We start from the raw sequence: 25,772 nt of genomic DNA, 5'->3' as shown, positions 1-25,772 counted from the left end.
TTGTAATCATTACAAATAGCAATGAATAGATTAAAGAAACGTTGGGGAATAACCTCAAATCTACAAGCCATTATTATACTTATAGTTTTTGCCATTACAGGATCGGCATCTGCTTGGCTCTCTAAGCCTTTTTGCATTTGGTTAGGTATTACCAAAGAAGATTTTGGCTTTTGGTTTAACTTAATTCGTCTTATTATTATTTTTCCAATTTATCAAGTTTTATTGGTCGCTATAGGAACCATTTTCGGGCAATTCAAATTCTTTTGGAACTTCGAAAAGAAAATGCTCAAGAACATGGGACTAGGTTTCTTGTTTAAAGACTAAATTTTCATACGTTCCTTCGAAAAGAAATACGTATAAATCCAAGTAAGTGTAAAAGAAGGAATAATGTCTGTAAACGGAATTATTTCTTCAAGAAAAGTCAAAACTCCAGCCACTTTTCCAATACGTCCTTTATACATTCTGCTCATAATAAGAGCCGCAATTGGTGCCCAAATAACATCTGAAAACTCGCCGATTAAAGGAATTGAAAATGAAATCATACCAATTCCATCCAAAATTAATCCAATTATTAATTTTGACATTCTGTTATCTTCTACAATTGTTGTTTCTTCTATTTCCATCATATCCACAATTATTTTTTTCTAACTACTGCAAATAATACACCAAAATTTCCGTCAGTTTGAATCCACTTTTCCAACGGAACATAAGCTCTCGATACAAAACCGTCTAAATACAGCGCATTTCTACATCCTAAGCTTTTAAAATAAGCCGCAAAATCATAAAAATTTATTTCATTTTTAGACAAAACAAAAACTACATTTCCATTTGGCAGAATCCCAACTCCGTTTCTAATATTTAAGTTAGACGAACCTTCTTTAAATTCTGGATGTATTTTTCCATCAATAATCAACATAGGACCTGATTGCGTTGCATACTTTACTGTTGTATTATTTTTAAACTGTTCCGTTTTACAAATTACAGGTACATTTCCAGTCGTTAAATAAAATACTCCATTAGGTTTTAAATAAAAATTTCCAACATCGTTTGTTGTATCTAATGCTGCCAATGTTTTTTGCTTCTCAATATAAAGTCCTTGAGGCGAATTCTCTTTATTATACATTCCTGCATTCATCGCAAAATCTAAAACCAGATTTTGTTTTTCAATCCAGTCTTTTAAATTCTGAATACTTTTAAATTTTTCACCATTCTCGTTTTTCCAAAACAATCTTAAATCCTGCTTTTTAGCATCAATCGTATACACAATAAAAGAATTTCTATCATAAACTTTTGCACTTATAAAAATGATCAATATTGCCACTATAAGCAGCAATAACTTTAATTTTATATTTAGTAAAACCTTCATAGACACCTTATAAAATTTCATCACTAATTTATATTCTTTTTTGCACAACCCACCTATTTAGTACGTTAAAAATGTTATTCATAAAATTCTGTTACAACCCATTTTTATATCGATAGATTCTTTGTTTCTTTGTAAAAACAGTTTCACTACATGATACACGCAAAAAACATACATAAATTCTACGATAAACTTGAAGTTTTAAAGGGAGTTGATTTACATATTAAAAAAGGCGAAATTGTTTCGATCGTTGGAGCTTCTGGTGCAGGAAAAACGACTTTATTACAAATTTTAGGAACTTTAGACAAACCTGACAGTAATCCTGATTCATCATTAACGATCAATGGCGAAAATGTTTTGAAACTGCAAGATGTTGAAACCGACAATTCAAAAGAAGAGAGAACATTTAAAATCATTACTTGGACAAGTTCAATTTATATCATAATTCTAGCTGTTTTTTTACTGTTTTTCAGAACTAAAATTTTCGACGAAATAATACGATTAATTACAATTGGCGCTTTATTTTTACCAATAGTTTTAATGCTTGTTTATTATACTAGATATTTCAAAAAGAAAAGCAAGAAGGACAAAATACTATCCGATTTTAGAAATTTAAATCTTGGATTTATTTTTCAGTTTCATCAATTATTACCAGAATTTACTGCTTTAGAAAACGTTTGTATTCCAGCTTTTATGGCTAATAAACCAAAAGCCGAAACTGAAAAGGAAGCTAAAAGAATCCTAGAATATCTTGGTTTATCGCACAGAATCAACCACAAACCAAACGAACTTTCGGGCGGAGAGCAACAGCGTGTTGCGGTTGCAAGAGCTTTAATCAATAAACCAGATGTTATTTTTGCCGATGAACCTTCTGGAAATTTAGACACACATTCGGCAGAAAATTTACATCAATTGTTTTTTCAGCTTCGTGACGAATTTGGACAGACTTTCGTAATCGTAACTCACAACGAAGAATTAGCGAATATGGCTGATAGAAAATTAATTATGGTCGACGGCCAAATTAGTAATTAGGTTTTCTAATTATTTGAATATTTCATTTCAACATGAACCAAAAAGAACTTAAAGAATTTCTTGACGAAAAAGTCATTCAATATAATAATCAGGATTTTATTGAAAGTGATCCCGTTCAGATTCCCCATTTATTTACTCAAAAAGAAGATATTGAGATTGCAGGTTTCTTGAGCGCTTCAATTGCTTGGGGAAATCGCAAAATGATTATCAAAAATTCGCATAGAATGATGGAATTAATGGGCAGCACGCCTTACGATTTCGTCATGTCACATTCTGAAGACAATTTAGCCGATTTAGAAACTTTTGTGCACCGCACTTTCAACGGAAAAGATTTTGGCGGATTTATTAAAGGTCTACAGCACATTTACAAAAACCACAACGGACTTGAAGCTGTATTTGCTAAAAATCAGGAAAAAGACAGTTTACAAAAAAGTATAAGCGAGTTCAAAAAAATATTTTTCGAAATCGATCATCTACCTCGAACCCAAAAACATATTTCAGATCCGCTGAATAATTCGGCAGCAAAACGAATTAATATGTATTTACGCTGGATGGTTCGCCAAGACACAAAAGGTGTCGATTTAGGAATTTGGAAATCTATTTCTCCATCCGTATTATCTTGTCCGCTTGATGTTCATTCAGGAAATGTAGCCAGAAAATTAGGTATTTTAGAGCGAAAACAAAACGACGGTAAAGCGCTTGCCCAATTAGATCAAAAATTACGCGAAATGGATGATCAAGATCCTGTAAAATACGATTTTGCTTTGTTTGGTCTGGGGGTTTTTGAAGGGTTTTAGCTGCTTAAATTATTGTTAGGCTAAGTGAAGTCGAAGCAAATAAGCGCTCTTCGACTTCGCTCAGAGTGACAATCAAAGAGATAATACAACATCAAAAATTACAAATTCTACAAAAAACCATCATTTTAACGTACATTTGCACAAAATTTAATGCAAATGAGCACTTTCGAAAAATTCAATCTTCCAAAATCTTTACAAAAAGCAATCGACGAACTGGGATTTGTTACACCAACTCCTATTCAGGAAAAATCTTTCTCTGTAATCATGTCTGGACGCGATATGATGGGAATTGCACAAACCGGTACTGGTAAAACATTTGCCTATTTACTGCCTCTTTTAAAATTATACAAATTTACAAATACCAATACTCCAAAAATTGTTGTACTAGTTCCAACTCGTGAATTAGTAGTTCAAGTTGTTGAAGAAGTAGAGAAACTAACCAAGTATATGTCAGTTAAAACACTTGGAATTTATGGAGGTGTAAACATCAATACACAAAAAAAAGCCGTTTACGAAGGTGTCGATATTCTAGTTGGAACTCCTGGTCGTACAATGGATTTAGCTTTAGACGCTGTTGTTCGTTTTGATGATACTCAAAAGTTAGTAATTGATGAGTTTGACGAAATGCTTAATTTAGGTTTTCGTACGCAATTGACAGCACTTTTGGCAATGATGAAAGCAAAACGTCAAAACATTTTATTCTCTGCAACAATGACAGATGAAGTAGATGATATTTTGAATGATTATTTTGATTTTCCAGAAGAAGTTACGCTTGCAGCATCAGGAACACCACTAGAAAAAATTACTCAAATCACTTATAATGTTCCAAATTTCAATACAAAAGTAAATCTTCTAAAACATTTGCTTCAAACTGATGAAAGTATGGATCGTGTTTTAGTTTTTGTAAACAATAAAAAGATCTCGGATATGCTTCATACCCGAATCGAAGAAGATTTTGAAGGACAATTTGGTGTAATTCACTCTAATAAATCTCAAAATTATCGTTTGAGTACAATGGCTGAATTCCAAGAAGGAAATCTTCGCGGTTTGATCACTACAGATATTATGGCGAGAGGTTTAGATATTTCTAATATTTCTCACGTCATTAACTTCGAACTTCCAGAATTACCAGAATTATACATGCACAGAATTGGTCGTACAGGTCGTGCTGATGCAACTGGAACCGCAATTAGTTTTGTAACTCCTAGAGAGGAAGAATTTAAAATTGAAGTCGAAGTTTTAATGAACCAAGAACTTGAAATTACTGATTTCCCTGAAGAAGTTGAGATTTCGTCTAAACTAATTGAACCTGAAAAAGACAAGCAGCCTATTAAGTTTTTAATGAAAAAAGTAAAACTTGAAGGTGACGGAGCTTTTCACGAAAAATCTAAAAAGAATAAAAAAGTTAATCTTGGCGGACCTTCAAAAACAAAAAAGAAAACGCACGGTTCTGTCAATCGAAATATGTTGAAAACGAGAGACAAAAAGAGAAAAGACAGCAACAAATAAAATTTTAGACGCTAAGGTGCTCAGGGACTAAGGCGCTAAGTTTTGTTTCAAAATTATAAAAGGCTCAAAAGATTCAAAGTAAAACTATGAATCTTTTGAGCCTCTTTATCTTAGTATCTTAGAACCTTAGCTCCTCAGAACCTCAAAAAAACTATATCTTTGTAAAAACCAACCCAACAGGCGAACACAATTGCATTCTTCTTCCTGTGTCAGTAATTTTTCCAGTTGCAATATCTCTTTTAAAAATTACAATATCATTGGTGTACTGATGTCCTACTAAAAGGTAATTCCCAGTTGGATCAATTGCAAAATCTCTCGGTCCTTTTCCTAAAGTACTTTGCTGTTCTACTAATTCTATACTTCCATTTTTTAGAATCTTATAAACCGAAATTGCATTAACATCTACACGATCTGAAACGTATAAAAAATTCCCGTCAGGCGAAATCTTTATCGCTGCAGCACCAGTACCACCTTTAAAACCTTTTGGCAAAATACTAGTTTCCGCAATTACTTTTAAACTTCCTGTTTTGTTGTCATAACTAAACGTTGTCAATGTTCCGTCTAATTCCTGAACCAGATAAACAAATTTACCATCTTTACTAAAAGTCAAATGTCTTGGACCACTTCCAGGCTTTACGTCTATACTTCCTTTTAATGTTAATATTTCATTCTTAGCATTTGGATTGTATTTATAAATAAAAACTTTATCTAAACCTAAATCATTCGCTAAGACAAGTTTTTTATCAGGCGAAAAACAAACCATATGTACATGAGCTTTTTCTTGACGTGCTGCATTTGGTCCTTTTCCCTGATGCTGAACTAATTGTTGCGCCTCAGAAATACTGCCATCAGCATTTTTCTTAAAAACAGCAATGCTTCCACCAGAATAATTCGCTATAATCACATTTTTATCATCATTAATCAAATGACATGGATCTGCTCCTAAAGCATCATTTTTATTCAAAAAAGTAACCTTACCTGAAGCAGCATCATAACCAAAAGCGCTTACAGCACTTTGAGCTCCATTTTCATTTACGGCATAAATAAACTTATTATCTGCAGAGACTGACAAATAACTTGGACTGACCACGTTTTCTGAAGAACCTTTTAATTTAAATTCTCCCGAATCAGCATTAAATTCATAAACGTAAATTCCATTACTTGGGCAGGTATTCGTATAAGTTCCTACTAATAAATTAAATTTATTTTGAGCCTTAGCAGCTGTAAATACTAAAGCTGAAAACAATACTAGATATATTTTTTTCATACTTAATTTTTTGAATACGCTAAAATACGCATTTATATCATTTTTGTTATTACAAATAGAACCTTAAAAGTTACATTTTTCAAAAAGATCTTCCACCATATAAGTGATATAAGTTCATTTTAGAACGCTTAAATATTTTTTACATATAATCTCTTACATGAACTTATATGGTTCAACTAAAAAATTTGTATTTTTGACCAGCATCTTCGCGAAAAACAAAACGTAGTGAAGTAAATCGAAGCCAGAATGCATTTTAAACACCCCGAAATTCTATACTTCCTTTTTTTATTGATCGTTCCAATTTTGGTTCATTTATTTCAATTACGACGTTTTAAAACCTCTTACTTCACCAATGTTCGTTTCTTAAAAGAGCTTGCCATTCAAACTCGTAAAAGTTCGAAAATCAAAAAGCGACTATTACTGGCAACTCGTCTTTTATTACTTACATGTATTATTACGGCCTTTGCTCAGCCTTTTTTTGAAGCCAAAGACAGTAAAAATGCTTCAAATGAAATGTATATTATTCTAGATAATTCGTTTAGTATGCAGGCAAAAGGAAAAAAAGGAGAATTGCTAAAACGAGCTGTTCAGGAATTATTAGAGAATACACCCGAAACGGCTCAATTTTCATTGTTGACAAACACTGAAAATTATTGGAATACTGATATTAAATCGTCTAAAAGTGCTTTACAAAATTTAAAATACAGTGCAACGCCTTTTGAGCTTTCATCGATTATAGCAAAAATAAAAGCACATAAATCAGCGCATAAAAAGGACATTGTAATTATTTCTGATGCTGTTGGTTTAACCGAAAACGACGTTAAAAATATTGATCAGGAGGAAAAACCTTATTTCATAGTTCCTGAAGCAGAACAAAAAAACAATGTTTCAATCGACAGTGTTTACATCAATCAGACATTAGAAAATTTTTACGAAATAACCGTTGACTTATCAGGCTACGGAGAAGATTTTAAACCTATTTCGACTTCTTTATACAATCAAAACAAATTAATTGCTAAAACAATTATCAATTTTGATGCGAAGAAAAAGAAAATCAACTTCACGATACCAAAAGAAGCCTTTCATGGTTATGTTTCTATTGAAGACAATGGTTTAACGTATGACAACAAACTGTTTTTCAGTATTTCTAAAAACAAAAAAACTAACGTAATCAGTATTGGAGAACCTGAAAAAAGTAATTTCTTATCTAGAATTTATACTTCTGCCGAATTCAATTATAATAATTATGCAATTGGTTCTCTAGACTATAATAGTTTAGAAAAACAAAATACAATCATCTTAAACGAATTAATTGAGATTCCGCAAGCCTTGCAAACCACTTTAAAAGCTTTTGTTTCTAAAGGCGGGAATTTAGTTGTAATTCCTTCCGAAAAAAGCTCAATTTCAAATTTAAATTCGTTTTTAGGAAATTTTGGAAAGGTTCAATTTAATACGCTAAAAGCTCAAAATAAATTAATTACCAAAATCAATTTTGATCATCCTTTGTTTTCAGGTGTTTTTGAGAATAAAATCACAAATTTTCAATATCCAAAAACAAACAATTCATTTGATATTTCAAGTCCTTATCCAGCCGTTTTATCTTATGAAGATCAAACTGCATTTGTAACAGCAATTCAAAATCAAGTTTCTGGAATTACCGTTTTTTCAGCGCCAATAAACACAGAGAATTCAAATTTTCAGCAATCACCATTAATTGTTCCGTTATTTTATAAAATGGGACAAAATAATCAAAAAACAGGCGTAAATGCTTTAACCATAGGAAATAATCAACCTTATTTTGTTGATGTTTTACTAACAAAAGATGCAATTCTAGAAGTAAAAGGAACTGACGATTCTTTCATTCCGATTCAGCAGATACTAAACAATAAAGTAAAATTGACTTTTAACGATTTTCCTGAAACAGCTGGAAACTACAGCATTTTTGACAAAAAAGAATGGGTTGAAAATTTAAGCTTTAATTACAAACGGTCTGAAAGCGATTTAAGTCAGGTAAATACCAATATAGTTTCTAACTTTAAAACTGCAGATACGATTTCGACCATTTTTAATACCTTACAAACTGAACGCACAGACAGCCAAATTTGGAAATGGTTTGTTATCTTTGCACTGTTATTTTTAGCATTAGAAATGGCAATCATCAAATTTGTAAAATAGATTAACGACAATTTAAAGGCGTTTCACTTTTTACAAAAATCATTTTACGACAACAAAATATCTACATATGAAAATAATCATCAAAAGCGCCAAAATTATCGACTCAAAAAGTCCGTTTCATAACCAGACTGTTGATCTTTTAATTGCAGATGGTTTAATAGAAAAAATAGGCGTTTCACTTCCAAATGATAATGCAACAGAGGTAAAATTCGATAATCTTCATGTTTCTCAAGGATGGTTTGACAGCAGTGTTTCACTTGGAGAACCAGGTTATGAGGACCGAGAAACTATCGCAAACGGATTAAACGTTGCGGCAAAAAGCGGTTTTACAGCAATTGCTCTTCAGCCAAACTCCTTCCCTATTATTGACAATCAGTCTCAGGTAAATTTTGTAAAAAATAAAGCAAATGGTTTTGCAACAGAAATTTTCCCAATTGGAGCTTTAACAAAAGCCAGTGAAGGAAAAGATATGGCAGAATTGTTTGACATGAAAAAAGCGGGCGCTGTTGCTTTTGGAGATTACAACAAAAGCATTGATAATGCCAATCTGCTAAAAATTGCTTTGCAATACGTTCAGGATTTTGACGGTTTGGTAATTACTTATTCGCAAGACCCAAACATAAAAGGAAACGGCGTTGCAAACGAAGGAATTGTTTCGACTCGTTTAGGATTAAAAGGAATTCCTGATTTAGCCGAAGAACTTCAAATATCTCGAAACTTATTTTTACTGGAATATACAGGCGGAAAACTTCATATTCCAACAATTTCTACAGCAAAATCAGTTCAATTAATTAGAGAAGCTAAAGCAAAAGGTTTAAACGTAACTGCAAGTGCATCTGTGCATCATTTAGTTTTAACAGATGAAAAACTAGATGGTTTTGACACTCGTTTTAAAGTTACTCCGCCTTTACGTACTGAAGTTGACAGACAGGCTTTACTTAACGGAATTGCTGACGGAACTATCGATATCATTACTTCAGACCATAATCCTATTGATATCGAATTCAAGAAAATGGAATTTGATACGGCAAAAAATGGAACTATTGGTTTAGAAAGTGCTTTTGGAGCTTTATTGACTGTTTTACCTTTAGAAACTATAGTTTCAAAACTAACTTCTGGAAGAACTATTTTTGGACTTGAAAACAATACAATTGCCGAAGATTCTATAGCAAACTTAACTTTCTTTACGCCAGAAGGAAAATCGACTTTTACAAAAGAAAATATTCTTTCAAAATCTAAAAATTCTGCTTTTTTAGGAACTGAAATTAAAGGTTCTGTGTACGGAATTTTAAATCAAAATCAACTTGTTACAAAATAATACAATGAACAATACAATTGAAGAAGGAAAATCTATCGCTATTACCAGTTATATTTTAATTATTGGCGTTTTGATAGCGATGTCTATGAATTCTGAAAACAAAAACAGCTTTGCTTCTTTTCATATCCGTCAAGCTTTAGGATTATCGCTTACTTTTATTTCTTTTGGAGCAATTATCAGCAATTTTGACAGCTTTTTTATCACTTTTCCAATGTGGATCTGCATTTCAATTCTTTGGACTTTTGGCATTTTTAATGCGATACAAGGACAGACAAAGCCTATTCCGTTAGTGGGAGCACTTTTTCAAAAATGGTTTAAATCTATCGGTTAACTTAAATTTAAAAAAAACAAATTCGTTGAGATCAGCGTTTTCGCTTTAACGAATCTGTTTTATCAGCGTATAAAATTTGAACTCGGATGATGCAGTTTTGCATGCAGAACGCGGATAAAAACAGATTTTCTACAGTAACATCACCAACAAACTTTGCCAAAGTTGAAAACTGAAAACTGAGACTAAGAACTAACAATTCACAATTAAAAAATGAATCTATCTTTAGAATATAAAATAAGAGAACCAAAAGTTATTTTAGACAAAAACCCTCTTTTGCTTTTATTACACGGTTATGGCAGCAATGAAGCCGACTTATTTTCGTTTGCAACTGAACTTCCTGATAATTATTATATCATTTCAGCAAGAGCGCCTTATGATTTACAATATGGTGCTTACGCGTGGTACGCAATCAATTTTGATGCAGACCAGAATAAATTTTCAGATAATGAACAAGCAAAAACTTCAAGAGATATCATCGCCAATTTTATTGACGAATTAGTTGCTAATTATCCTATTGATGCTAATAATGTGACTTTGATTGGTTTTAGCCAAGGTTCAATCTTAAGTTACGCGACAGCACTTTCTTATCCTGAAAAAATTCAGAGAGTTGTGGCGATGAGCGGTTATTTTAATGAAGAAATCATCAAAGAAGGTTTTGAGAAAAACGACTTTAAAAACTTAAAAATATTCGCTTCACACGGAACTGTAGATCAAGTTATTCCAATTGAATGGGCTAGAAAAACTCCAGCGATTTTAGAAAAGCTAAATATTCCTGTCACTTACAAAGAATATCCTGTTGGTCACGGCGTTGCGCCACAAAATTTCTTCGATTTTAAGAATTGGCTTTCGGTATAAAAGAAAAAAGTGAGATGTAAAATGGTAATACCAAAATACATCTCACTTTTTTACTCTTTATTTTTTTACTTATTGTCCTGTATAAACAATCTTTCCAGCTTTTTTCAAGACATAACCTTTCCACGGAATTAGCTCTAGATCATCTTTTTTCCAAGAATCCCCTTCGGATTTTCTTTCTAAGATGATAGATTCTTTTTGAGTATCAAGAAAAAGCTCTGCTTTGTTTCCATCAAAAATAACATATGCAGCTGTGGTGTATGTTTTTCCATCTTCTGCATGGTTCAATCTTGTACCTTCAAATATTCGGATACATTCTTTTTTTAATGTTGACCAAGTGTAGCCGGCAGAAGCTTTACATCCGTGAGAATCTGAATCTCCACCTACAACTGTTTCTTTTTCTGTCTCTTTAGAAGTTACTTTATCCTGAGAAACCTTTTTTGCACAAGAAAATGTTCCGGCAATAATCAAAAACAAAAATATTTTTTTCATAATCCTATTAAATTTAAATTGATAAAAAAACAGGATAACACAATCCTATTTTTGATACAACCAAGTTTGGTTTACTTCAAAGGTAATATTATCATCATTATCAACAAAATACTTTAACAAGACTTCTCCCCATAATTCACCATTGCTGTAATCAGCAATAATCCAACGGTGGTTTAAAATTTTTACTTTATTGATAATAAATTTGTTTGGTCCTATTTGATCTTGTCCTGTATACGGATTCCCTTTTGGGTTTGCGTTAAAATCTAATAATTTCTCAGTTACAACTGGAATCAATTTTTCAAATAAAATTACTTTTCCACCAGAAGCACTGTTATCAAAGTAATTTTGTGCATTTTCATTATGTTCAAGAGAAAAATAATTTGCATCAGCCAATTGCGTTTTTACCAATTGAATACTGTCTCTTAGCTTTTTAGTCGTTTTATCATATCTTTCCTGCCCGAATTTTACTTCGCTGCTATAAAACATATACGTAAAAACATTCATTAATATCGCAAGGATAAAAAGATAAAGCATTAAGGATTTTTTCATTTTTATGGAATAATTAAATTGTAATTTCTAAGTTATCGTAAGCCAGGAATACATTTTCGGGCAGTTGTTTCTGTACTTCTTCATGAAAACCTAAAACATGGCTGATATGTGTTAAATAAGCCTTTTCGGGTTTTACGAGATTAATAAAATCAAGTGCTTCTTGTAAGTTAAAATGTGTATCGTGAGGCTCAACACGTAAAGCATTCACAACTAAAACTTTTAATCCTTTAAGTTTTTCGACTTCGGCAGTTTCAATTGTTTTTACATCTGTTAGATAAGCAAAATCATCGATTCTATATCCAAAAACCTGCAAATCACCGTGCATTACATTTATTGGAATCGCTATTTTATCACCAACGGCAAAAGGTTTGTCATTTTCGACTTCGATAGTTTTAACGCTTGGTGCGCCGGGATATTTATTTACCGTTTCGAAAACATAATCAAAACGGCGTCTTAAATTACCTAACACACGCTCATGTCCGTAAATTGGAATTTCGCCCTGTCTAAAATTAAACGGACGAATATCGTCTAAACCTGCAGTATGATCTGCGTGTTCATGCGTAAATAAAATAGCGTCGAGTTTACGACATCCGCAGGAAAGCATTTGCTGTCTGAAATCAGGACCGCAATCGATTACAAATGAGTGCTCGTTCCAAGTAATCCAAATGGATACTCGGAGCCTTTTGTCCTTAGCGTCAGTGCTTTTGCAAACAGGATGATCCACTCCGATAATCGGAATGCCTTGAGAAGTACCAGTACCTAAAAAATAGACCTTCAATTGAACTTAATTTTTTTACAAAAATAGGATTATTTCTCTTTCATTAGAAGCCTAATTTACTAACTTTGTAACAAATCTATTTAAAATAAAATGGGTACAGAAATAAAACTCAAAGGTGACAAGGTCATCGAACAGATTCCCTCTATAAAAGACAAAGCTTTACGCATTAATTTAAACGAAAACATTTACGGAACATTTGCAGAAATTGGCGCTGGACAAGAGACAGTTAGACATTTTTTCAGATCCGGAGGTTCTTCAGGAACTATTGCAAAAGCTATGTCTGCCTATGACAAAGATTTTAGTGATGCTATTTACGGAATTGAAACTGACGGCCGTTACGTAACCGAAGAACGTTTAAAAAAGATGTTAACTCTCGAAGGACAAATCATCGAAGAGCGTTTAAGCAGAGAAAAACATCCCACAAAACTTTTCTTTAGTTATGCAAATACAGTTGCAACTATAGATTTTGCGAAACAATTTAAAGGACACGGCTGGGTAGGAATTAGATACCAAATTGAACCAGACGAAGCTTATAACGAAATTATTCTTCACATTCGTTTTAGAGAAACTGACGCTAGATTACAACAAGAAACACTAGGAATTTTAGGTGTAAACTTAATTTACGGTGCTTTTTACAAATATAATGATCCAAAACGTTTACTTCGATATTTATACGATCACTTAGACAAAGATCAATTAGAAATCGATACTATCAATTTCTCTGGTCCTCGTTTTGCTGATGTTGACAATCGTTTGATGAGCTTACAATTGGTTAAAAACGGAATGACTGACGCGGTTATGTTTAATCCTGAAGGAAAAAACATTTTGCCGGCTGCCATTTTGTACAAAAAGAACCTTTTAGCTTTAAGAGGAAGTTTTCGCCCGGTTACAAAGGTAAACATGGACATGTACGAGAAATCGTTGAAGATGTTTCTTGAAGAAAACAAAGTTGAAAAAGATAATACATTGGTTATTTTCGAAATTACACTTTCGAATTTACGTTCTGACGGTGAAATCGACGAACGCGACTTTATGGACAGAGCCGAATTACTTTGCTCACTTGGTCAAACGGTAATGATTTCGAATTTCCAAGAATACTATAAAGTGGTTGAATATTTTGCTAACTATACCAAAGCTCGTATGGGATTAGCAATGGGTGTAAATAACCTTGTCGATATTTTTGACGAGAAGTATTACAGACACTTAAGCGGTGGAATTCTAGAGGCTTTCGGAAAATTATTCTACAGAGATATGAAAGTTTTCCTTTATCCAATGCTGGATGAAAATGGAGAATTAATGAATTCAACTAATTTAAAAGTACATCCTAGAATGAAAGAACTTTACAAGTTCTTCAAATTCAACGGAAAAGTGGTTGACATTACAGATTACGACCCGCACAACTTAGAGGTTTTTTCTCGCGAGATTTTAAAAATGATCAATCAAGGCAAAAAGGGATGGGAACATATGCTTCCGCCGGGTATTGCAGAAATTATAAAAGAACACCACTTGTTTGGATATCATCCTCAAACAGAATTAGAACAAAATGCTTAATTAAAAAAGTCCCTTATTGGGACTTTTTTTTGTTCTAGCTTTTAATTTTACCACAATAATACTATTTCAAAATCTGTGCAGCGTGTTCTTTTGTTTTTACTTTTTCGATTACTTCTTCAATAATTCCCTGTTCATTAATTACGAAAGTTGTTCTGTGAATTCCGTCATATTCTCTTCCCATGAACTTTTTTGGTCCCCAAACTCCAAATGCATTGATTACCGATTTATCTTCATCTGCCAATAACGGAAAAGGAAATTCGTATTTATCTTTAAATTTTAATTGTGCTTTCTGACTATCTGCACTCACACCCAAAAGCTCATAATTATTAGCTTTAAAACGTTCAAAATTATCTCTCAAATCACAAGCTTCAGCCGTACATCCAGGTGTACTTGCTTTTGGATAAAAGAAAACTACTAATTTTTTTCCAGTATAATCTGCTAGTTTATGTAACTTCCCGTCTTGATCTATTCCTGAAAAACTTGGTGCTTTATCGCCGGCTTTTAATGTTGTCATATCTTTTTATTTTAAATTTTAAATTTCAGATTATTGATTAAACAAAGATAACGACAACTCTTAACTCATAACTTATAATTCATTATTTTTACGTCTTTAAAAATAAGGAAATGAATAAAGAAGCTCGCGTGCAATTTGTTATAAACACTTTAAAAGAACTCTACCCTACTATACCTGTACCGCTTGATCATAAAGATCCTTATACTTTATTAATCGCTGTATTACTTTCGGCACAATGTACTGATGTTCGTGTCAATCAAATTACTCCTCTTTTGTTTGCAAAAGCTGACAATCCGTATGATATGGTAAAAATGTCTGTAGAAGAAATCAAAGAAATCATTCGACCATGCGGTTTATCTCCAATGAAATCTAAAGGAATTCATGGTTTGTCTGAAATTTTAATTGAAAAACACAATGGTGAAGTTCCGCAAAGTTTTGAAGCACTAGAAGAATTACCAGCTGTTGGTCATAAAACAGCGAGTGTTGTAATGTCTCAAGCTTTTGGAGTTCCCGCCTTTCCTGTAGATACACATATACATAGATTGATGTACAGATGGAATCTTTCGAATGGAAAAAATGTTACGCAAACTGAAAAAGATGCTAAACGATTGTTCCCTAAAGAAATATGGAATGATCTGCACTTACAGATTATTTGGTATGGACGTGAATATTCGCCTGCTCGAGGCTGGAGTTTAGAAAAAGACATTATAACAAAAACAGTTGGAAAAAAATCGATTATTGAAGAAATGACAAAAGTGACAAAATAGAAAAAGGCACAAAGTTTAAAACCTTTGTGCCTTTTTTATCTTTATTTCTTTACACCTTAAAAATTACATACTGCCTTTTAACGCATTATATTCTTTTGTCATATCAAGCGATCTGTAAACTCCTAAAAGCGTTTTTGTAGCTTCTGAATTTTTTGGTTCAATAGTAAGCACTTTCTTTAAATACGGAATCGCACTGCGGGTTACATCATCTTTTACAGCACTCAATTTATCATATTTCTTCATTTCTGCAGGCGTGGTTCCTAAAGCCGATATTTCATCAGATAAATCTTTTTTCTGCTGCAATTTTAAGTAGGCTAAATTTATATAAGCGTCGATATAATTCGGATTCAATTCCAAAACATAATTATAAATCATTTCAGCTTTAGAATAGTCTTTCTTTTCGAGATAAGAATAAGCCAGGTTATTATTAATTTCAATCTTTTTTGATGGAACAGATTCTGTTCTTGGCTTTTCGTAAACTCCTTGCTGAATAGCGGCTTCTCGGGCTTTTGGCGAAACAAACATATCTTCTTCTTTTGTTTTCTTGTTTGTTGCGTAGTACAAAACTCCTTTTCCTGAAAAGTTAATTTTTTTTAGCTGCTCGTAATATCTTATCGCCGAATCAAAATCCTTGGCATTTACTGATGAAGATGCTGCATTAAATAAGTTCAGTGTATCTTTTTTATCAAACAAATAAACCTTATAACTTTTCTCTGCACTTTCTTTAAATTTACCGGCATTAAAATCTGTCATTGCTCCATTGACCAAATTAGATTTCATTTCTTTTAGTGCCAAATTTGCTTTGATAGTAAACTTAAATTTGCCTGATTCGTTTTCATACAAAAACACATCCTGATAAGCTTGTGATGCCAATGTAAAATTATTAGCTGCATCAATGTTTTTTCCAGCTAAATCCTTTAATACATTTCCTTTTAAAAAGTAATAATCAGATTTATCTTCATCAGAAGCATTGAGTATAAGATATTCTGTTTTATTTAAAATAGTCAAAGCTTCTTGGCTTTTTCCTTTCTCATACAAGGACTGCGCTTCTTTTATTCTATCTTTTTGAGCAAATGCTCCAATTGTTATCAATAGCAAAGTTGATAACATGATTAGTTTTCTTTTCATTTTTGGTTAGTTTGGTTTGGTTGTTAAATAGACTTAATGGCTGTTTATTAAAAGAATGAGCATCAAAAAAAGACACTAAAACTTTTATTTAATACACTCTGGTACGCATATTAAAAAAACAAAAAACTCTTCTTCCATCAAAAGTACAGCAGAAATCAATTAATAATTCTGCCATTATCTACCTGACTTACAACAAACAAAACAACGAAGCGTAATTTTTTTCCATAGATTATTGGTGATTTGGGTTAAACTTTTTTCTTAAATATTAACATTTCTATTTAAAAACCAGCTTTTGAACTTTAATAATAAAAACTTGATATTTTAATAATAAAAATGAAATAAACAATACTTTTTAACTAAACTAAAATTAAATCTCGAATAAATAAACAAAACCCGATCAAAATATGAAATTTTAACAATACCGAATAAAACTATACAAAAAATCTGATATTGTTTATGAAGTAAAAGAGACTTAAATAGCTTTTTTGTCAATTAAAATTTAGAATCTTCAGGTTGATTCAATCAATTAAAGCTAAGTTTTATAAAATAAAAAACTCACTATCTGTATTTACATACAAATAGTGAGCTTTCAACCAAAACGACCATTTGGTTTTCTTTCGAAATAAACATCCGACTGGGCAAGCGGGCTGTTTAATTTGCTATAATTTCAAAACTTTTATTTTCAATTTTCACAACAGTTAAAGCTTGTGAATAATTCAACAAAAAAGAAATTACTTCTTTTTTAGGTTTTAAATCTTTAGCAGCTGCTGCTTTTTTTGAGTAAATTTTCGCCATACCAATAAAATGTTTTATAATAGTATAACGAGCTTATATTCAAAATAGTATTAGTTGGTCAAAATAATTTGATGTTTATCGATAATTTTTCTCAAATTCATCAATGCATAACGCATTCTTCCTAATGCAGTATTAATACTTACATCTGTTAACTCGGAAATTTCTTTAAAACTCATGTCCTGATACATTCTCATTACCAAAACTTCTTTTTGATCGTCAGGCAGCTCCTCGATTAACCTTTTTAAATCTACTTCAACCTGATCTAAAATCATTTTGCTCTCGATGTTTAAGGAATCATCAGACATAATTGAGAAAATCGAAAACTCTTCGGTTTCTCTATACATTGACATTTTTTTAGTTTTGCGAAAATGATCTACAATTAAGTTGTGTGATATACGCATAACCCAAGGCAAAAACTTACCTTCTTCATTATATGAATTGCTTTTTAAAGTTTTGATAACTTTAATGAAAGTGTCTTGAAAAATATCGTTTGAAATATCTCTATCAGCAATCTTCGAATATATAAAACCATATATCTTAGATTCGTGTCTTTTTATCAATGTCGCAAGAGCACCTTCGTTGCCTTCGACATAATTTTTCACTAATAGAGCGTCTGGAATATGCAGATCAGCCATAATACTTACTTTTTTAGGTTCTATAATTTTGGAGTAAATTTTCTAAAAAGTAATTTTATTGTATAGGCGTATCTTTTTTATAATGTTAATATTGTGACCAAATTTAACAAATTATTATTTTAAAAAGCAAACAAATGCAATAATAATTAACATTTTACCGTTAAGTTTTTTAACACATCGTTCTATTTTGTTTTAAATCATTAAAAAAAATGGAAATTTTAGTAAGTTTAATGCTTTTCAAAAACAAGCGTAAATAACTTACAATTAAATATTTACACTGCTCAAATCTGCATTATTTCTAAATTTCGCGGTTAGTTTTTTATTGATATACTCTTACGTAATCTATATAAAACTTTTGCGGAAAAATAGCATCGTCTACTTCTGGGCCTCCAAAATTTCCTCCAACTGCCAAATTCAAAATAATATAAAATGGATTATCAAAAGGCCAGGTATCTTCATTTTTTATAGAAGGATTAAAGGTATAAACTAAAGTTTTATCTACAAAAAATTCAATTTTATCTTTATCCCACTCAATAGCATACACATGATAACCTTCTTCAATATTTAAAAACTCAGTTCTTTTGGTATTAATTGTATTTCCGTGACTGTCTTGCGTATGAAGCGTTGTGTAAACCATGTGAGGATCTCTGCCTATATATTCTAAAATATCAATTTCACCGCTTTTTGGCCATTGCACTTCGTCAATATTAGCACCAAGCATCCAGAAAGCAGGCCATATACCTTGTCCTACGGGCAATTTTGCCCTTGCTTCTATTCTGCCGTACTTAAACTCTTTTTTACCTTTGGTTGTAATTTTTGTCGAAGTATATTTATTTCCCTCTTTTCTGGCTTCGATTACCAAATTACCGTCTTTTATTTCATGATTCGTTTTAGTATAAATCTGCCTTTCATTGTTACCAAAACCACATGAATTTGGACAGCCGTCTCCAAGCTCAAAATTCCAAAATTTTTCATTTATCTTTTTCTTATAAAAACTTTCTTCCCATACCAATTTTCTTTTTACTTCTTAAACTGCAAAAGAGCATTAATAGAACTACTTTATTCATAACTATTACTTTATAAATTTTTAAAACTGTTCTAAAATAGAATATTTCGTAAACAATAGCAGCTTTATAATCGAAAAACTTTGCGACAAAAATTCGGAGCTAACAATGTGATTCTGTTAAAATTTGGAACAATATCCTTAACTAAACTCAATTCAAAATTGATTACTTTTGTAAAAATTGACATTTTTTATGCAAATCGATCTTTCTACACTCGACCCAAAACAAAATATTATAATAAAAGGAGCACAAGTACATAATTTAAAAAATGTAGATGTTGCTATTCCGCGAAATAAACTTGTTGTAATTACCGGTCTTTCAGGATCAGGAAAATCAAGTTTAGCATTTGATACTTTATATGCCGAAGGACAACGTCGTTATGTAGAAAGTTTATCTTCATACGCACGTCAGTTTTTGGGACGTTTAGACAAACCTAAAGTAGAATACATTAAAGGTATTGCGCCGGCAATTGCAATCGAGCAAAAAGTTAATACTACAAATGCTCGTTCTACTGTTGGAACCTCTACAGAAATCTATGATTATATTAAACTTTTGTTTGCCAGAATCGGACGCACTTATTCTCCTATTTCTGGTCAGGAAGTTAAAAAAAACACTGTTTCTGATGTTGTTTCTGATGTAAAAACATTAGAAATCGACAGTAAATGGCTGCTTCTTGCTCCTATTCATCTTGAAGAAGGACGACAGCTAGAAGATAAACTTAAAGTATTATTACAACAAGGTTTTGCTCGTATTCTGGTCGAAAATGAAATGGTGCGTTTGGATGAATTTTCTGCAGAGAACCTACATCAATTAGACAATAAAGATATTTTATTAATTATTGATCGTATTGTTGTAAAGGAAGAGGAAGAGTTTTACAATCGTCTTGCTGATGCTGTTCAAACTGCTTTTTTTGAAGGAAAAGGAATTTGTTATCTTCAGGAATTGGGCTCAGATAAACGATTTTCCTATTCTAATAATTTCGAATTAGACGGTATTACTTTTCTTGAACCAAATGTTCACTTATTCAGCTTTAATAATCCGTATGGCGCTTGTCCTGTTTGTGAAGGTTACGGAAATATAATTGGCATCGATGCCGATTTGGTTGTCCCTAATACTTCGCTTTCTATTTTTGAAAGCACAATTTATCCTTGGCGAGGCGAAAGTATGAGCTGGTACAAAGATGAATTAGTGAAACATGCTTACAAATTTGATTTCCCAATTCACAAACCTTATTTCGAACTTTCTGACAGTCAAAAAGACTTAATTTGGACAGGAAATCAATACTTTCAAGGTCTAAACAGCTTTTTTAAAGAACTTGAAGAGAAAAACTATAAAATACAAAATCGTGTAATGCTGTCGCGTTACCGCGGAAAAACGAAATGTCACGCTTGTCGCGGAAAACGTCTTCGCGAGGAAGCTTCATATGTAAAAATCAACGGAAAAACGGTTTCAGATTTGGTTGATTTACCTATTAAACATTTAGTTACTTTTTTCAAAAACATCGATTTAAATACTTACGAGCAGCAAATTGCAAAACGTTTGATGGTCGAAATCAATAATCGTTTATCGTTTTTAACCGAAGTTGGTTTAGATTATCTTACCTTAAATAGAAACTCTTCGACACTTTCGGGAGGAGAATCGCAGCGTATTAATCTAGCTACTTCGCTAGGAAGCAGTTTGGTTGGATCGATGTACATTCTAGACGAACCTAGTATTGGACTGCATCCAAAAGATTCTGAAAGGCTAATTAAGGTTTTACTTTCGCTTCGTGATTTAGGTAACACTGTAATTGTGGTAGAACACGATGAAGATATCATGAAAGCGGCAGATATGATTATTGATATTGGTCCTGAAGCAGGAACTTTTGGAGGAAAACTTGTAGCTCAAGGAACTTATGAAGAAATCCTAAAATCAGATTCGCTTACTTCTAAGTATTTGAATGGAGATTTAGAGATTTCAGTTCCACAGAGAAGAAGAAAATTCAAAAATCATATTGATATTATTGGTGCAAGAGAGAATAACTTAAAGAATATAAATGTTACTTTTCCTTTAGATATTTTAACTGTTGTAACTGGAGTTTCAGGAAGTGGAAAAAGTACTTTGATTAAGAAAATTCTATTTCCTGCCATGCAGAAAAAACTGGAAAATGCTGCAGAAAAAGCAGGACAGTTTAGTGAAATTAAAGGCTCTTTCTCGCAAATAAAACATATTGAATATGTAGATCAAAATCCGATTGGAAGGAGTTCCAGATCAAATCCTGTGACTTACATAAAGGCTTATGATGATATTCGTGATTTGTATGCTAAAGAAAAATTATCAAAAATAAGAGGTTATCAGGCGAAACATTTCTCTTTTAATGTTGACGGCGGACGCTGTGAAACATGTAAAGGAGAAGGTTCTATAAATGTTGAAATGGTATTTATGGCCGATGTTTCTCTGCCTTGTGAAACCTGCGGAGGAAAACGATTCAAAAAAGAAATTCTAGAAGTTGCTTTCGACAGTCAAAACATCAACGATATTCTTACGATGACTATTGATGATGCTATTGCTTTTTTCGAAAAAAACAAGCAGACAAAAATCACGCAAAAATTACAGCCTTTACAAGATGTTGGTTTAGGATATGTTCAATTAGGACAATCATCTTCTACTCTTTCGGGTGGTGAAGCACAGCGTATTAAATTGGCTTCATTTTTAGTAAAAGGAGCAACAAAAGACAAAGCTCTATTTGTTTTTGACGAACCCACAACCGGACTTCATTTTCATGACATTAAAAAATTAATGGCTTCATTTGACGCTTTAATCGAAAAAGGACATTCGATAATTGTAATTGAACATAATCTTGATTTAATTAAATGTGCGGACTGGATTATAGATTTGGGACCTGAAGGCGGTGAAAATGGCGGTCATTTATTAGCAGCAGGAACTCCTGAAGAGATTGTTAAAGTAAAAGAATCGGTTACTGGAATTTACTTGAAAGATAAACTGTAGTTTTCGACAGTTCAAAAAAAAGCCATAAATTATATCAGCTTATGCTATAATTTATGGCTTTGTTATTTTAAAATTAGGAATGTTTATGCCAATAAACATTTTTCTTCAAAAGGAAAACCATCTTCATCGATGGCAACTAGTACTTTTTTCTGTTTTGAGGCCTCGATTGTAAGATACAGCCATGCAAATGACCATAATCCGAGGGTTAAACAAAAAATAATAAAATTCAAACCGTGGTTAACTGCTTTTCCGCCCTTTGAAAGAACTGCGAAAAGTAATTCATCATTTCTCTCTTCTAATACAAATCCGTTATGAACTTTGTTTGAAATCATATTCGAAAACACCTGTACACTTTGTTCCGGACTGAGCTGATTGTTTTTCATAATCCTTCATTTTGGTTTAGTCTGTATGCGAAATTTCCTAAATTCTCAACAATTCCCAATTAAGTACTGCATTCAAAAACAAACATCAGCAGAGCCTTTTATATTTTATTAAACCATTTAGTTCTTTTTCAATAAACTGGAAAGCCAAAAATTTAACCTAAAATTATATTTTAAAATTAAAACTACAAAATAAACAACTGTTAAAATTAATTCTTTAAAACAGTATATCAATACATTAACAATAAATTAATCTTTATTTCTAATATTGAATGATGAAGGTTTATAATCACTCTTTAAATAATTTTCTGGTATAGTTGTCGTATTACCGTCTCGTAAAGCACTATAATGTGGAGACATAATTTCGATTCCGGCTTCATTAAAGGAGTCTTGAATATTTTGATGTAATGAAGAATAAATCAATGGCTGTTTTGTAGGTTCTTTTGTATAAACGTTTATCTGATACGACACATAAAAGTCATCTAAACTAGTTTGTAAAACAAACGGCGGCGGTGTCTGCTCAATCATTTGTGTTTTTAACGCCGCATCTATTAAAGCCTTATGAATGTCTTTCCAAGGAACGTCATACCCAATTGTAACTGTAGTATGAATTAATAAGCCATTATTAACTTGTTTCGTGTTTGACGAGTAATTGGTTGAAGTACTTGATAAAACTGTTGAGTTTGGGATTGTAATGTCTTCAAATTTAGGCGTTCTAATTCTAGTAACCAGAGCTGTTTTCTCGATTACTTCACCGCTTACATCTCCAATTTTTATAAAATCACCAATTTTAAACGGACGCATATAAGTAATTACCAAACCTGCAACCATATTGGCAATTGCATTTGAAGAACCTAATGAAAATAAAACCCCGACAAATACAGATACTCCTTTGAAAATTGGTGATTCTGAACCAGGTAAATACGGAAAGATAATAACGACCATAAAGGCAAGCAATAGGAATCTAACGATATTAAATGTCGGCATTGCCCAATCATTATAGAAACCGTCAATTTTAATATTCTCTTTTTTAATTTCTTCAAAAAAGAACTTAATCACCTTTATAGCATATCTAAAAATAACAACAATAACTATGATGGTAACTAAACTTGGCAGAAAATCAATAAAGCCCATAACGGCCAATTTTGCCGGCGTTAGAATCCAGCGCAGTAATGTTGTAGTATACGCTTCTGTAGCCGGAAAAATACTAAATAACAGCGGAAGTGAAAGGTAAACTATTAAAACAAGAACAATTCCTTTTACAAAACTATACAACTGCATTACGAGTGCCTGTTGCTTTTGAGGCGATAAAATTTTAATATTATTATAATTAAAGCCTTTAAAATACTTGTCGCTATTTTTTAGAATATAGAGTTTTACTCGGTTAAAAAGTTTACCAACAAAATACAAGATACTTCCAATAATCAAAATCAACAAAGCTGTGTACCCAAGTCTTTTTGGCAGCATCGAATAGTTCTCATTTTGATAAATTATCGCCTTTTTTATTATAGATAAATTACGTTTTGCAATAAACTCCTGTGTTTGATTTTCGGCCTTTGCATCAACGTCAAGAATTGACATAATGATAAAATCATCTTTGTATACTATATCTTGTGAAATATCTGAAGGACTGATTACAAGCGAATCTGAATCAAAAAGCGAATCTTCGTAAAGTTTTCTTATTTTTTCGGTAATCGCTTTCGCTCTGCTTTCGGCAGAAAAAGAACCTACTTTATTATAAACAAAGAATAAAGTGTCCTTGAAAGGATTTACAGGATATTTTACTTGTTTTAGTTCAACTTCAGCATTTTTTGATGTATGCAGGCTGTCTTTTTGAGTAAAAGCAAATGATGAAAATAAAACAATGAAAATCGCTAAAAAACAAAGTAATTTCTTTTTCATATGATGTCAGCTGTAAATGAATATCCTTTCTAACAAATATAAAAACAAAATAGATTCAAATTTAAATTACTTTGCTGTTTCGCAATAAAATCGCGTTAAATTTTAATTCCTATTTTCTTTAAAATCGTATCGATTACTTTATTAATATCCGGTGAAATATTAAACTTATAATTCAGGTATACATATAAAATGGTTACCAAAATTGATTTCAAAGCAATACTAATCAATTGATAAAATGGAAATTCCCAGAAATAAAACAATAGAAACAGTACAAAAGTTAACACAATTGATGAAACTGTTTCTTTTGTAAAAGGATACAAATGAAGTTTCTTTACCACAAAAAGCAGTTTTGCTAAACTATATAAGGTGATTGATAATAAAGTTGCAAAAGCAGAACCGAAGATTCCAAAAATTGGAATAAAAATCATGTTTAAAATGACAGTAAGAACTACAAGCATCAATCCAAGATACAAAACCATTCGGTAGTATTTTGTATTAAAAATAATGGCGTTATTGTTTCCTAAAATCAGGTCGAAATATTTTGATAAACCAATCATAAATACAACTGAAATTCCTCCGCTGTATTCTTTAGGCACTAATTCGTAAAGCTGATTAATGTTGACGAAAATACACAGCATTACAAATCCGCCTACCATTTGTAAATTGATAGAAGTTTTTTTATAAAGTATATTCAATTCATCATACTTATTTTCATGCATTAATTTTGCCGTTATCGGATAAACAATTTGATGCATCGCACGACTTGGCACCGAAATTACCAAAGCAATGTAAGTCGCTACAGAATAGAAAGCAATATTTTCAATCTGCATATATTGATTCAACATCATTTTATCACCATCTAAAAGCAAATTAGCAACACTTCCTGATAAAATAATATAAAAGGTATATATTAATATTTCTTTCGTATTTGTTGGTATTGTAAACTGAAAGGTTGGTTTCTGAATGCTGAATGCATATAACATGGTTATCAAGAATGCCAAAAAATATAAACCTGCTGTTGCGTACACAAAACCTTCTACGCTAAGCCAATCGTAATAAACGCCTATTAACAGAAATAATGAAAATAATCGCAACCCAACTTCTTTTACAAAGTTTCCAAAAACAGAATGCATATTTACTCGCAGCCAGGCATAAAAAATTTCAAAGTATGCCATACATAAGCCTATAAATGGTATTAACCATATATAACTTTTTACGATTGCGTTCTTTTTTGACACGAAGAATAAAATCTCATCATAAAAAACAAGACCAATCAGTAAAATTGGAATTATTAACAGCAAAGGAAATAAAACAGTAAAGGATAAAAAACGGGATTTTTCTTCTTCAGTTTTATATTGCGAATAAAATTTGACTAAAGTATTTTGCATTCCAATCGCAAACAAAGGCATAATTACATTAGCACAAGATGTCACATAATTAGTCAAACCATAAAAGGTTGCCCCCAAAAAAACAGGATACAAATAAAGCGTATTAATGGCTCCAATTCCGAAACCTATATAGGTAATAATAGTGTTTTTGAAAGACTGATTTAAGACAATACCCATTTGCGGATTTATGAATTTAG

24 protein-coding genes and 2 pseudogenes are annotated in these 25,772 nt (G+C 31.8%); 12 read left to right on the top strand and 14 right to left on the bottom strand.

The annotated features are described in order from the left end of the window. Positions 1-21: 21 nt before the first annotated feature. On the top strand, positions 22-324 hold the full coding sequence (locus tag B0A81_RS02955) for a DUF6787 family protein (RefSeq protein WP_089056629.1): 303 nt from the start codon (positions 22-24) through the stop codon (positions 322-324). Here the strand turns inward: B0A81_RS02955 and B0A81_RS02950 are convergent. Both B0A81_RS02950 and B0A81_RS02945 read right to left on the bottom strand, forming a co-directional pair. Beyond that, a complete protein-coding gene (locus B0A81_RS02950; protein ID WP_165768028.1) occupies positions 321-623 on the bottom strand; it encodes a hypothetical protein in 303 nt (100 codons plus the stop codon). The two genes, B0A81_RS02955 and B0A81_RS02950, sit on opposite strands and share 4 nt — an antisense overlap. Before the next feature lie 11 nt (positions 624-634). Beyond that, positions 635-1,366, bottom strand: coding sequence for a phosphodiester glycosidase family protein (locus B0A81_RS02945; RefSeq protein ID WP_089056628.1), 732 nt, complete (start codon positions 1,364-1,366; stop codon positions 635-637). Positions 1,367-1,516: 150 nt separating this feature from the next. On the opposite strand from B0A81_RS02945, the pseudogene B0A81_RS21940 reads away from it, so the two are divergent. From B0A81_RS21940 to B0A81_RS02930, 4 genes and pseudogenes are all read left to right on the top strand, one after another. Beyond that, positions 1,517-1,729 (top strand): annotated as a pseudogene (locus tag B0A81_RS21940) (ATP-binding cassette domain-containing protein); the annotation flags it as partial. A 216-nt stretch (positions 1,730-1,945) separates the two neighbouring features. After that, a pseudogene (locus B0A81_RS21935) lies at positions 1,946-2,395 on the top strand (ABC transporter ATP-binding protein); the annotation flags it as partial. Positions 2,396-2,427: 32 nt separating this feature from the next. Then, entirely contained in the window at positions 2,428-3,192 is a 765-nt protein-coding gene (locus tag B0A81_RS02935) for a TIGR02757 family protein (protein ID WP_089056626.1), read from the top strand. A gap of 156 nt (positions 3,193-3,348) precedes the next feature. Beyond that, entirely contained in the window at positions 3,349-4,701 is a 1,353-nt protein-coding gene (locus B0A81_RS02930; protein ID WP_089056625.1) for a DEAD/DEAH box helicase, read from the top strand. A gap of 151 nt (positions 4,702-4,852) precedes the next feature. On the opposite strand, the gene B0A81_RS02925 is transcribed toward B0A81_RS02930, so the two are convergent. After that, on the bottom strand, positions 4,853-5,968 hold the full coding sequence (locus B0A81_RS02925; protein WP_089056624.1) for a lactonase family protein: 1,116 nt from the start codon (positions 5,966-5,968) through the stop codon (positions 4,853-4,855). 246 nt (positions 5,969-6,214) lie between these two features. Here B0A81_RS02925 and B0A81_RS02920 point away from each other — a divergent pair, with 246 nt between their 5' ends. The 4 genes from B0A81_RS02920 (at position 6,215) to B0A81_RS02905 (ending at position 10,647) form a co-directional block, all read left to right on the top strand. Then, the gene (locus B0A81_RS02920; protein WP_089056623.1) at positions 6,215-8,143 is read left to right on the top strand and encodes a vWA domain-containing protein; all 1,929 of its coding nucleotides are present in this window, start codon (positions 6,215-6,217) and stop codon (positions 8,141-8,143) included. A gap of 67 nt (positions 8,144-8,210) precedes the next feature. Next, positions 8,211-9,461 (top strand): dihydroorotase, encoded by a 1,251-nt coding sequence (locus B0A81_RS02915; protein WP_089056622.1) that lies wholly within the window; start codon positions 8,211-8,213, stop codon positions 9,459-9,461. Between the two features lie 4 nt (positions 9,462-9,465). Continuing rightward, positions 9,466-9,792 carry a hypothetical protein gene (locus B0A81_RS02910; RefSeq protein WP_089056660.1) on the top strand — a complete coding sequence of 109 codons (327 nt, stop codon included), beginning with the start codon at positions 9,466-9,468 and terminating at the stop codon, positions 9,790-9,792. Between the two features lie 210 nt (positions 9,793-10,002). Then, positions 10,003-10,647: an alpha/beta hydrolase gene (locus B0A81_RS02905; RefSeq protein WP_089056621.1), complete on the top strand. Its 645-nt coding sequence runs from the start codon at positions 10,003-10,005 to the stop codon at positions 10,645-10,647. 69 nt (positions 10,648-10,716) lie between these two features. On the opposite strand, the gene B0A81_RS02900 is transcribed toward B0A81_RS02905, so the two are convergent. From B0A81_RS02900 to B0A81_RS02890, 3 genes are read right to left on the bottom strand one after another with little or no spacing between them, the layout of a single operon-like run. Then, entirely contained in the window at positions 10,717-11,136 is a 420-nt protein-coding gene (locus tag B0A81_RS02900) for a hypothetical protein (protein WP_244281242.1), read from the bottom strand. Positions 11,137-11,181: 45 nt separating this feature from the next. Further along, positions 11,182-11,685, bottom strand: a complete 504-nt coding sequence (locus B0A81_RS02895; protein ID WP_089052439.1) for a hypothetical protein — start codon at positions 11,683-11,685, stop codon at positions 11,182-11,184. Between the two features lie 13 nt (positions 11,686-11,698). Beyond that, entirely contained in the window at positions 11,699-12,463 is a 765-nt protein-coding gene (locus B0A81_RS02890) for an MBL fold metallo-hydrolase (protein WP_089056620.1), read from the bottom strand. A gap of 90 nt (positions 12,464-12,553) precedes the next feature. Here B0A81_RS02890 and B0A81_RS02885 point away from each other — a divergent pair, with 90 nt between their 5' ends. Continuing rightward, the gene (locus tag B0A81_RS02885) at positions 12,554-14,014 is read left to right on the top strand and encodes a TonB-dependent receptor (protein ID WP_089052441.1); all 1,461 of its coding nucleotides are present in this window, start codon (positions 12,554-12,556) and stop codon (positions 14,012-14,014) included. Positions 14,015-14,075: 61 nt separating this feature from the next. Here the strand turns inward: B0A81_RS02885 and bcp are convergent, their stop codons facing one another. Continuing rightward, a complete protein-coding gene (gene bcp, locus B0A81_RS02880) occupies positions 14,076-14,528 on the bottom strand; it encodes a thioredoxin-dependent thiol peroxidase (protein ID WP_089056619.1) in 453 nt (150 codons plus the stop codon). A gap of 110 nt (positions 14,529-14,638) precedes the next feature. Between bcp and B0A81_RS02875 the strand changes: the two genes are divergently transcribed. Next, on the top strand, positions 14,639-15,295 hold the full coding sequence (locus B0A81_RS02875) for an endonuclease III domain-containing protein (RefSeq protein WP_089056618.1): 657 nt from the start codon (positions 14,639-14,641) through the stop codon (positions 15,293-15,295). A gap of 63 nt (positions 15,296-15,358) precedes the next feature. Here B0A81_RS02875 and B0A81_RS02870 read toward each other — a convergent pair whose 3' ends face one another. From B0A81_RS02870 to B0A81_RS02860, 4 genes are all read right to left on the bottom strand, one after another. Next, positions 15,359-16,423 carry a tetratricopeptide repeat protein gene (locus tag B0A81_RS02870; RefSeq protein ID WP_089056617.1) on the bottom strand — a complete coding sequence of 355 codons (1,065 nt, stop codon included), beginning with the start codon at positions 16,421-16,423 and terminating at the stop codon, positions 15,359-15,361. Positions 16,424-17,074: 651 nt separating this feature from the next. Continuing rightward, entirely contained in the window at positions 17,075-17,218 is a 144-nt protein-coding gene (locus B0A81_RS21590; protein ID WP_165768026.1) for a hypothetical protein, read from the bottom strand. Positions 17,219-17,268: 50 nt separating this feature from the next. Next, the gene (locus B0A81_RS02865) at positions 17,269-17,853 is read right to left on the bottom strand and encodes an RNA polymerase sigma factor (protein ID WP_089056616.1); all 585 of its coding nucleotides are present in this window, start codon (positions 17,851-17,853) and stop codon (positions 17,269-17,271) included. Between the two features lie 319 nt (positions 17,854-18,172). Continuing rightward, the gene (locus B0A81_RS02860) at positions 18,173-18,865 is read right to left on the bottom strand and encodes a glycoside hydrolase family 16 protein (protein ID WP_317044398.1); all 693 of its coding nucleotides are present in this window, start codon (positions 18,863-18,865) and stop codon (positions 18,173-18,175) included. Between the two features lie 244 nt (positions 18,866-19,109). On the opposite strand from B0A81_RS02860, the gene uvrA reads away from it, so the two are divergent. Further along, the gene (gene uvrA / locus B0A81_RS02855) at positions 19,110-21,905 is read left to right on the top strand and encodes an excinuclease ABC subunit UvrA (protein ID WP_089056615.1); all 2,796 of its coding nucleotides are present in this window, start codon (positions 19,110-19,112) and stop codon (positions 21,903-21,905) included. 83 nt (positions 21,906-21,988) lie between these two features. Here uvrA and B0A81_RS02850 read toward each other — a convergent pair whose 3' ends face one another. From B0A81_RS02850 to B0A81_RS02840, 3 genes are all read right to left on the bottom strand, one after another. Beyond that, entirely contained in the window at positions 21,989-22,288 is a 300-nt protein-coding gene (locus B0A81_RS02850; RefSeq protein ID WP_089055078.1) for a hypothetical protein, read from the bottom strand. Between the two features lie 246 nt (positions 22,289-22,534). Beyond that, entirely contained in the window at positions 22,535-24,187 is a 1,653-nt protein-coding gene (locus B0A81_RS02845) for a mechanosensitive ion channel family protein (RefSeq protein ID WP_089056614.1), read from the bottom strand. 95 nt (positions 24,188-24,282) lie between these two features. Beyond that, positions 24,283-25,752: an oligosaccharide flippase family protein gene (locus B0A81_RS02840; protein WP_089056613.1), complete on the bottom strand. Its 1,470-nt coding sequence runs from the start codon at positions 25,750-25,752 to the stop codon at positions 24,283-24,285. Between the last annotated feature and the right edge of the window lie 20 nt (positions 25,753-25,772).

Source organism: Flavobacterium plurextorum, assembly GCF_002217395.1.
Classification (GTDB): Bacteria; Bacteroidota; Bacteroidia; order Flavobacteriales; family Flavobacteriaceae; genus Flavobacterium; species Flavobacterium plurextorum.
Note: the sequence above shows the minus strand (reverse complement) of the source record. Positions and strands in the feature narration are given on the sequence as shown.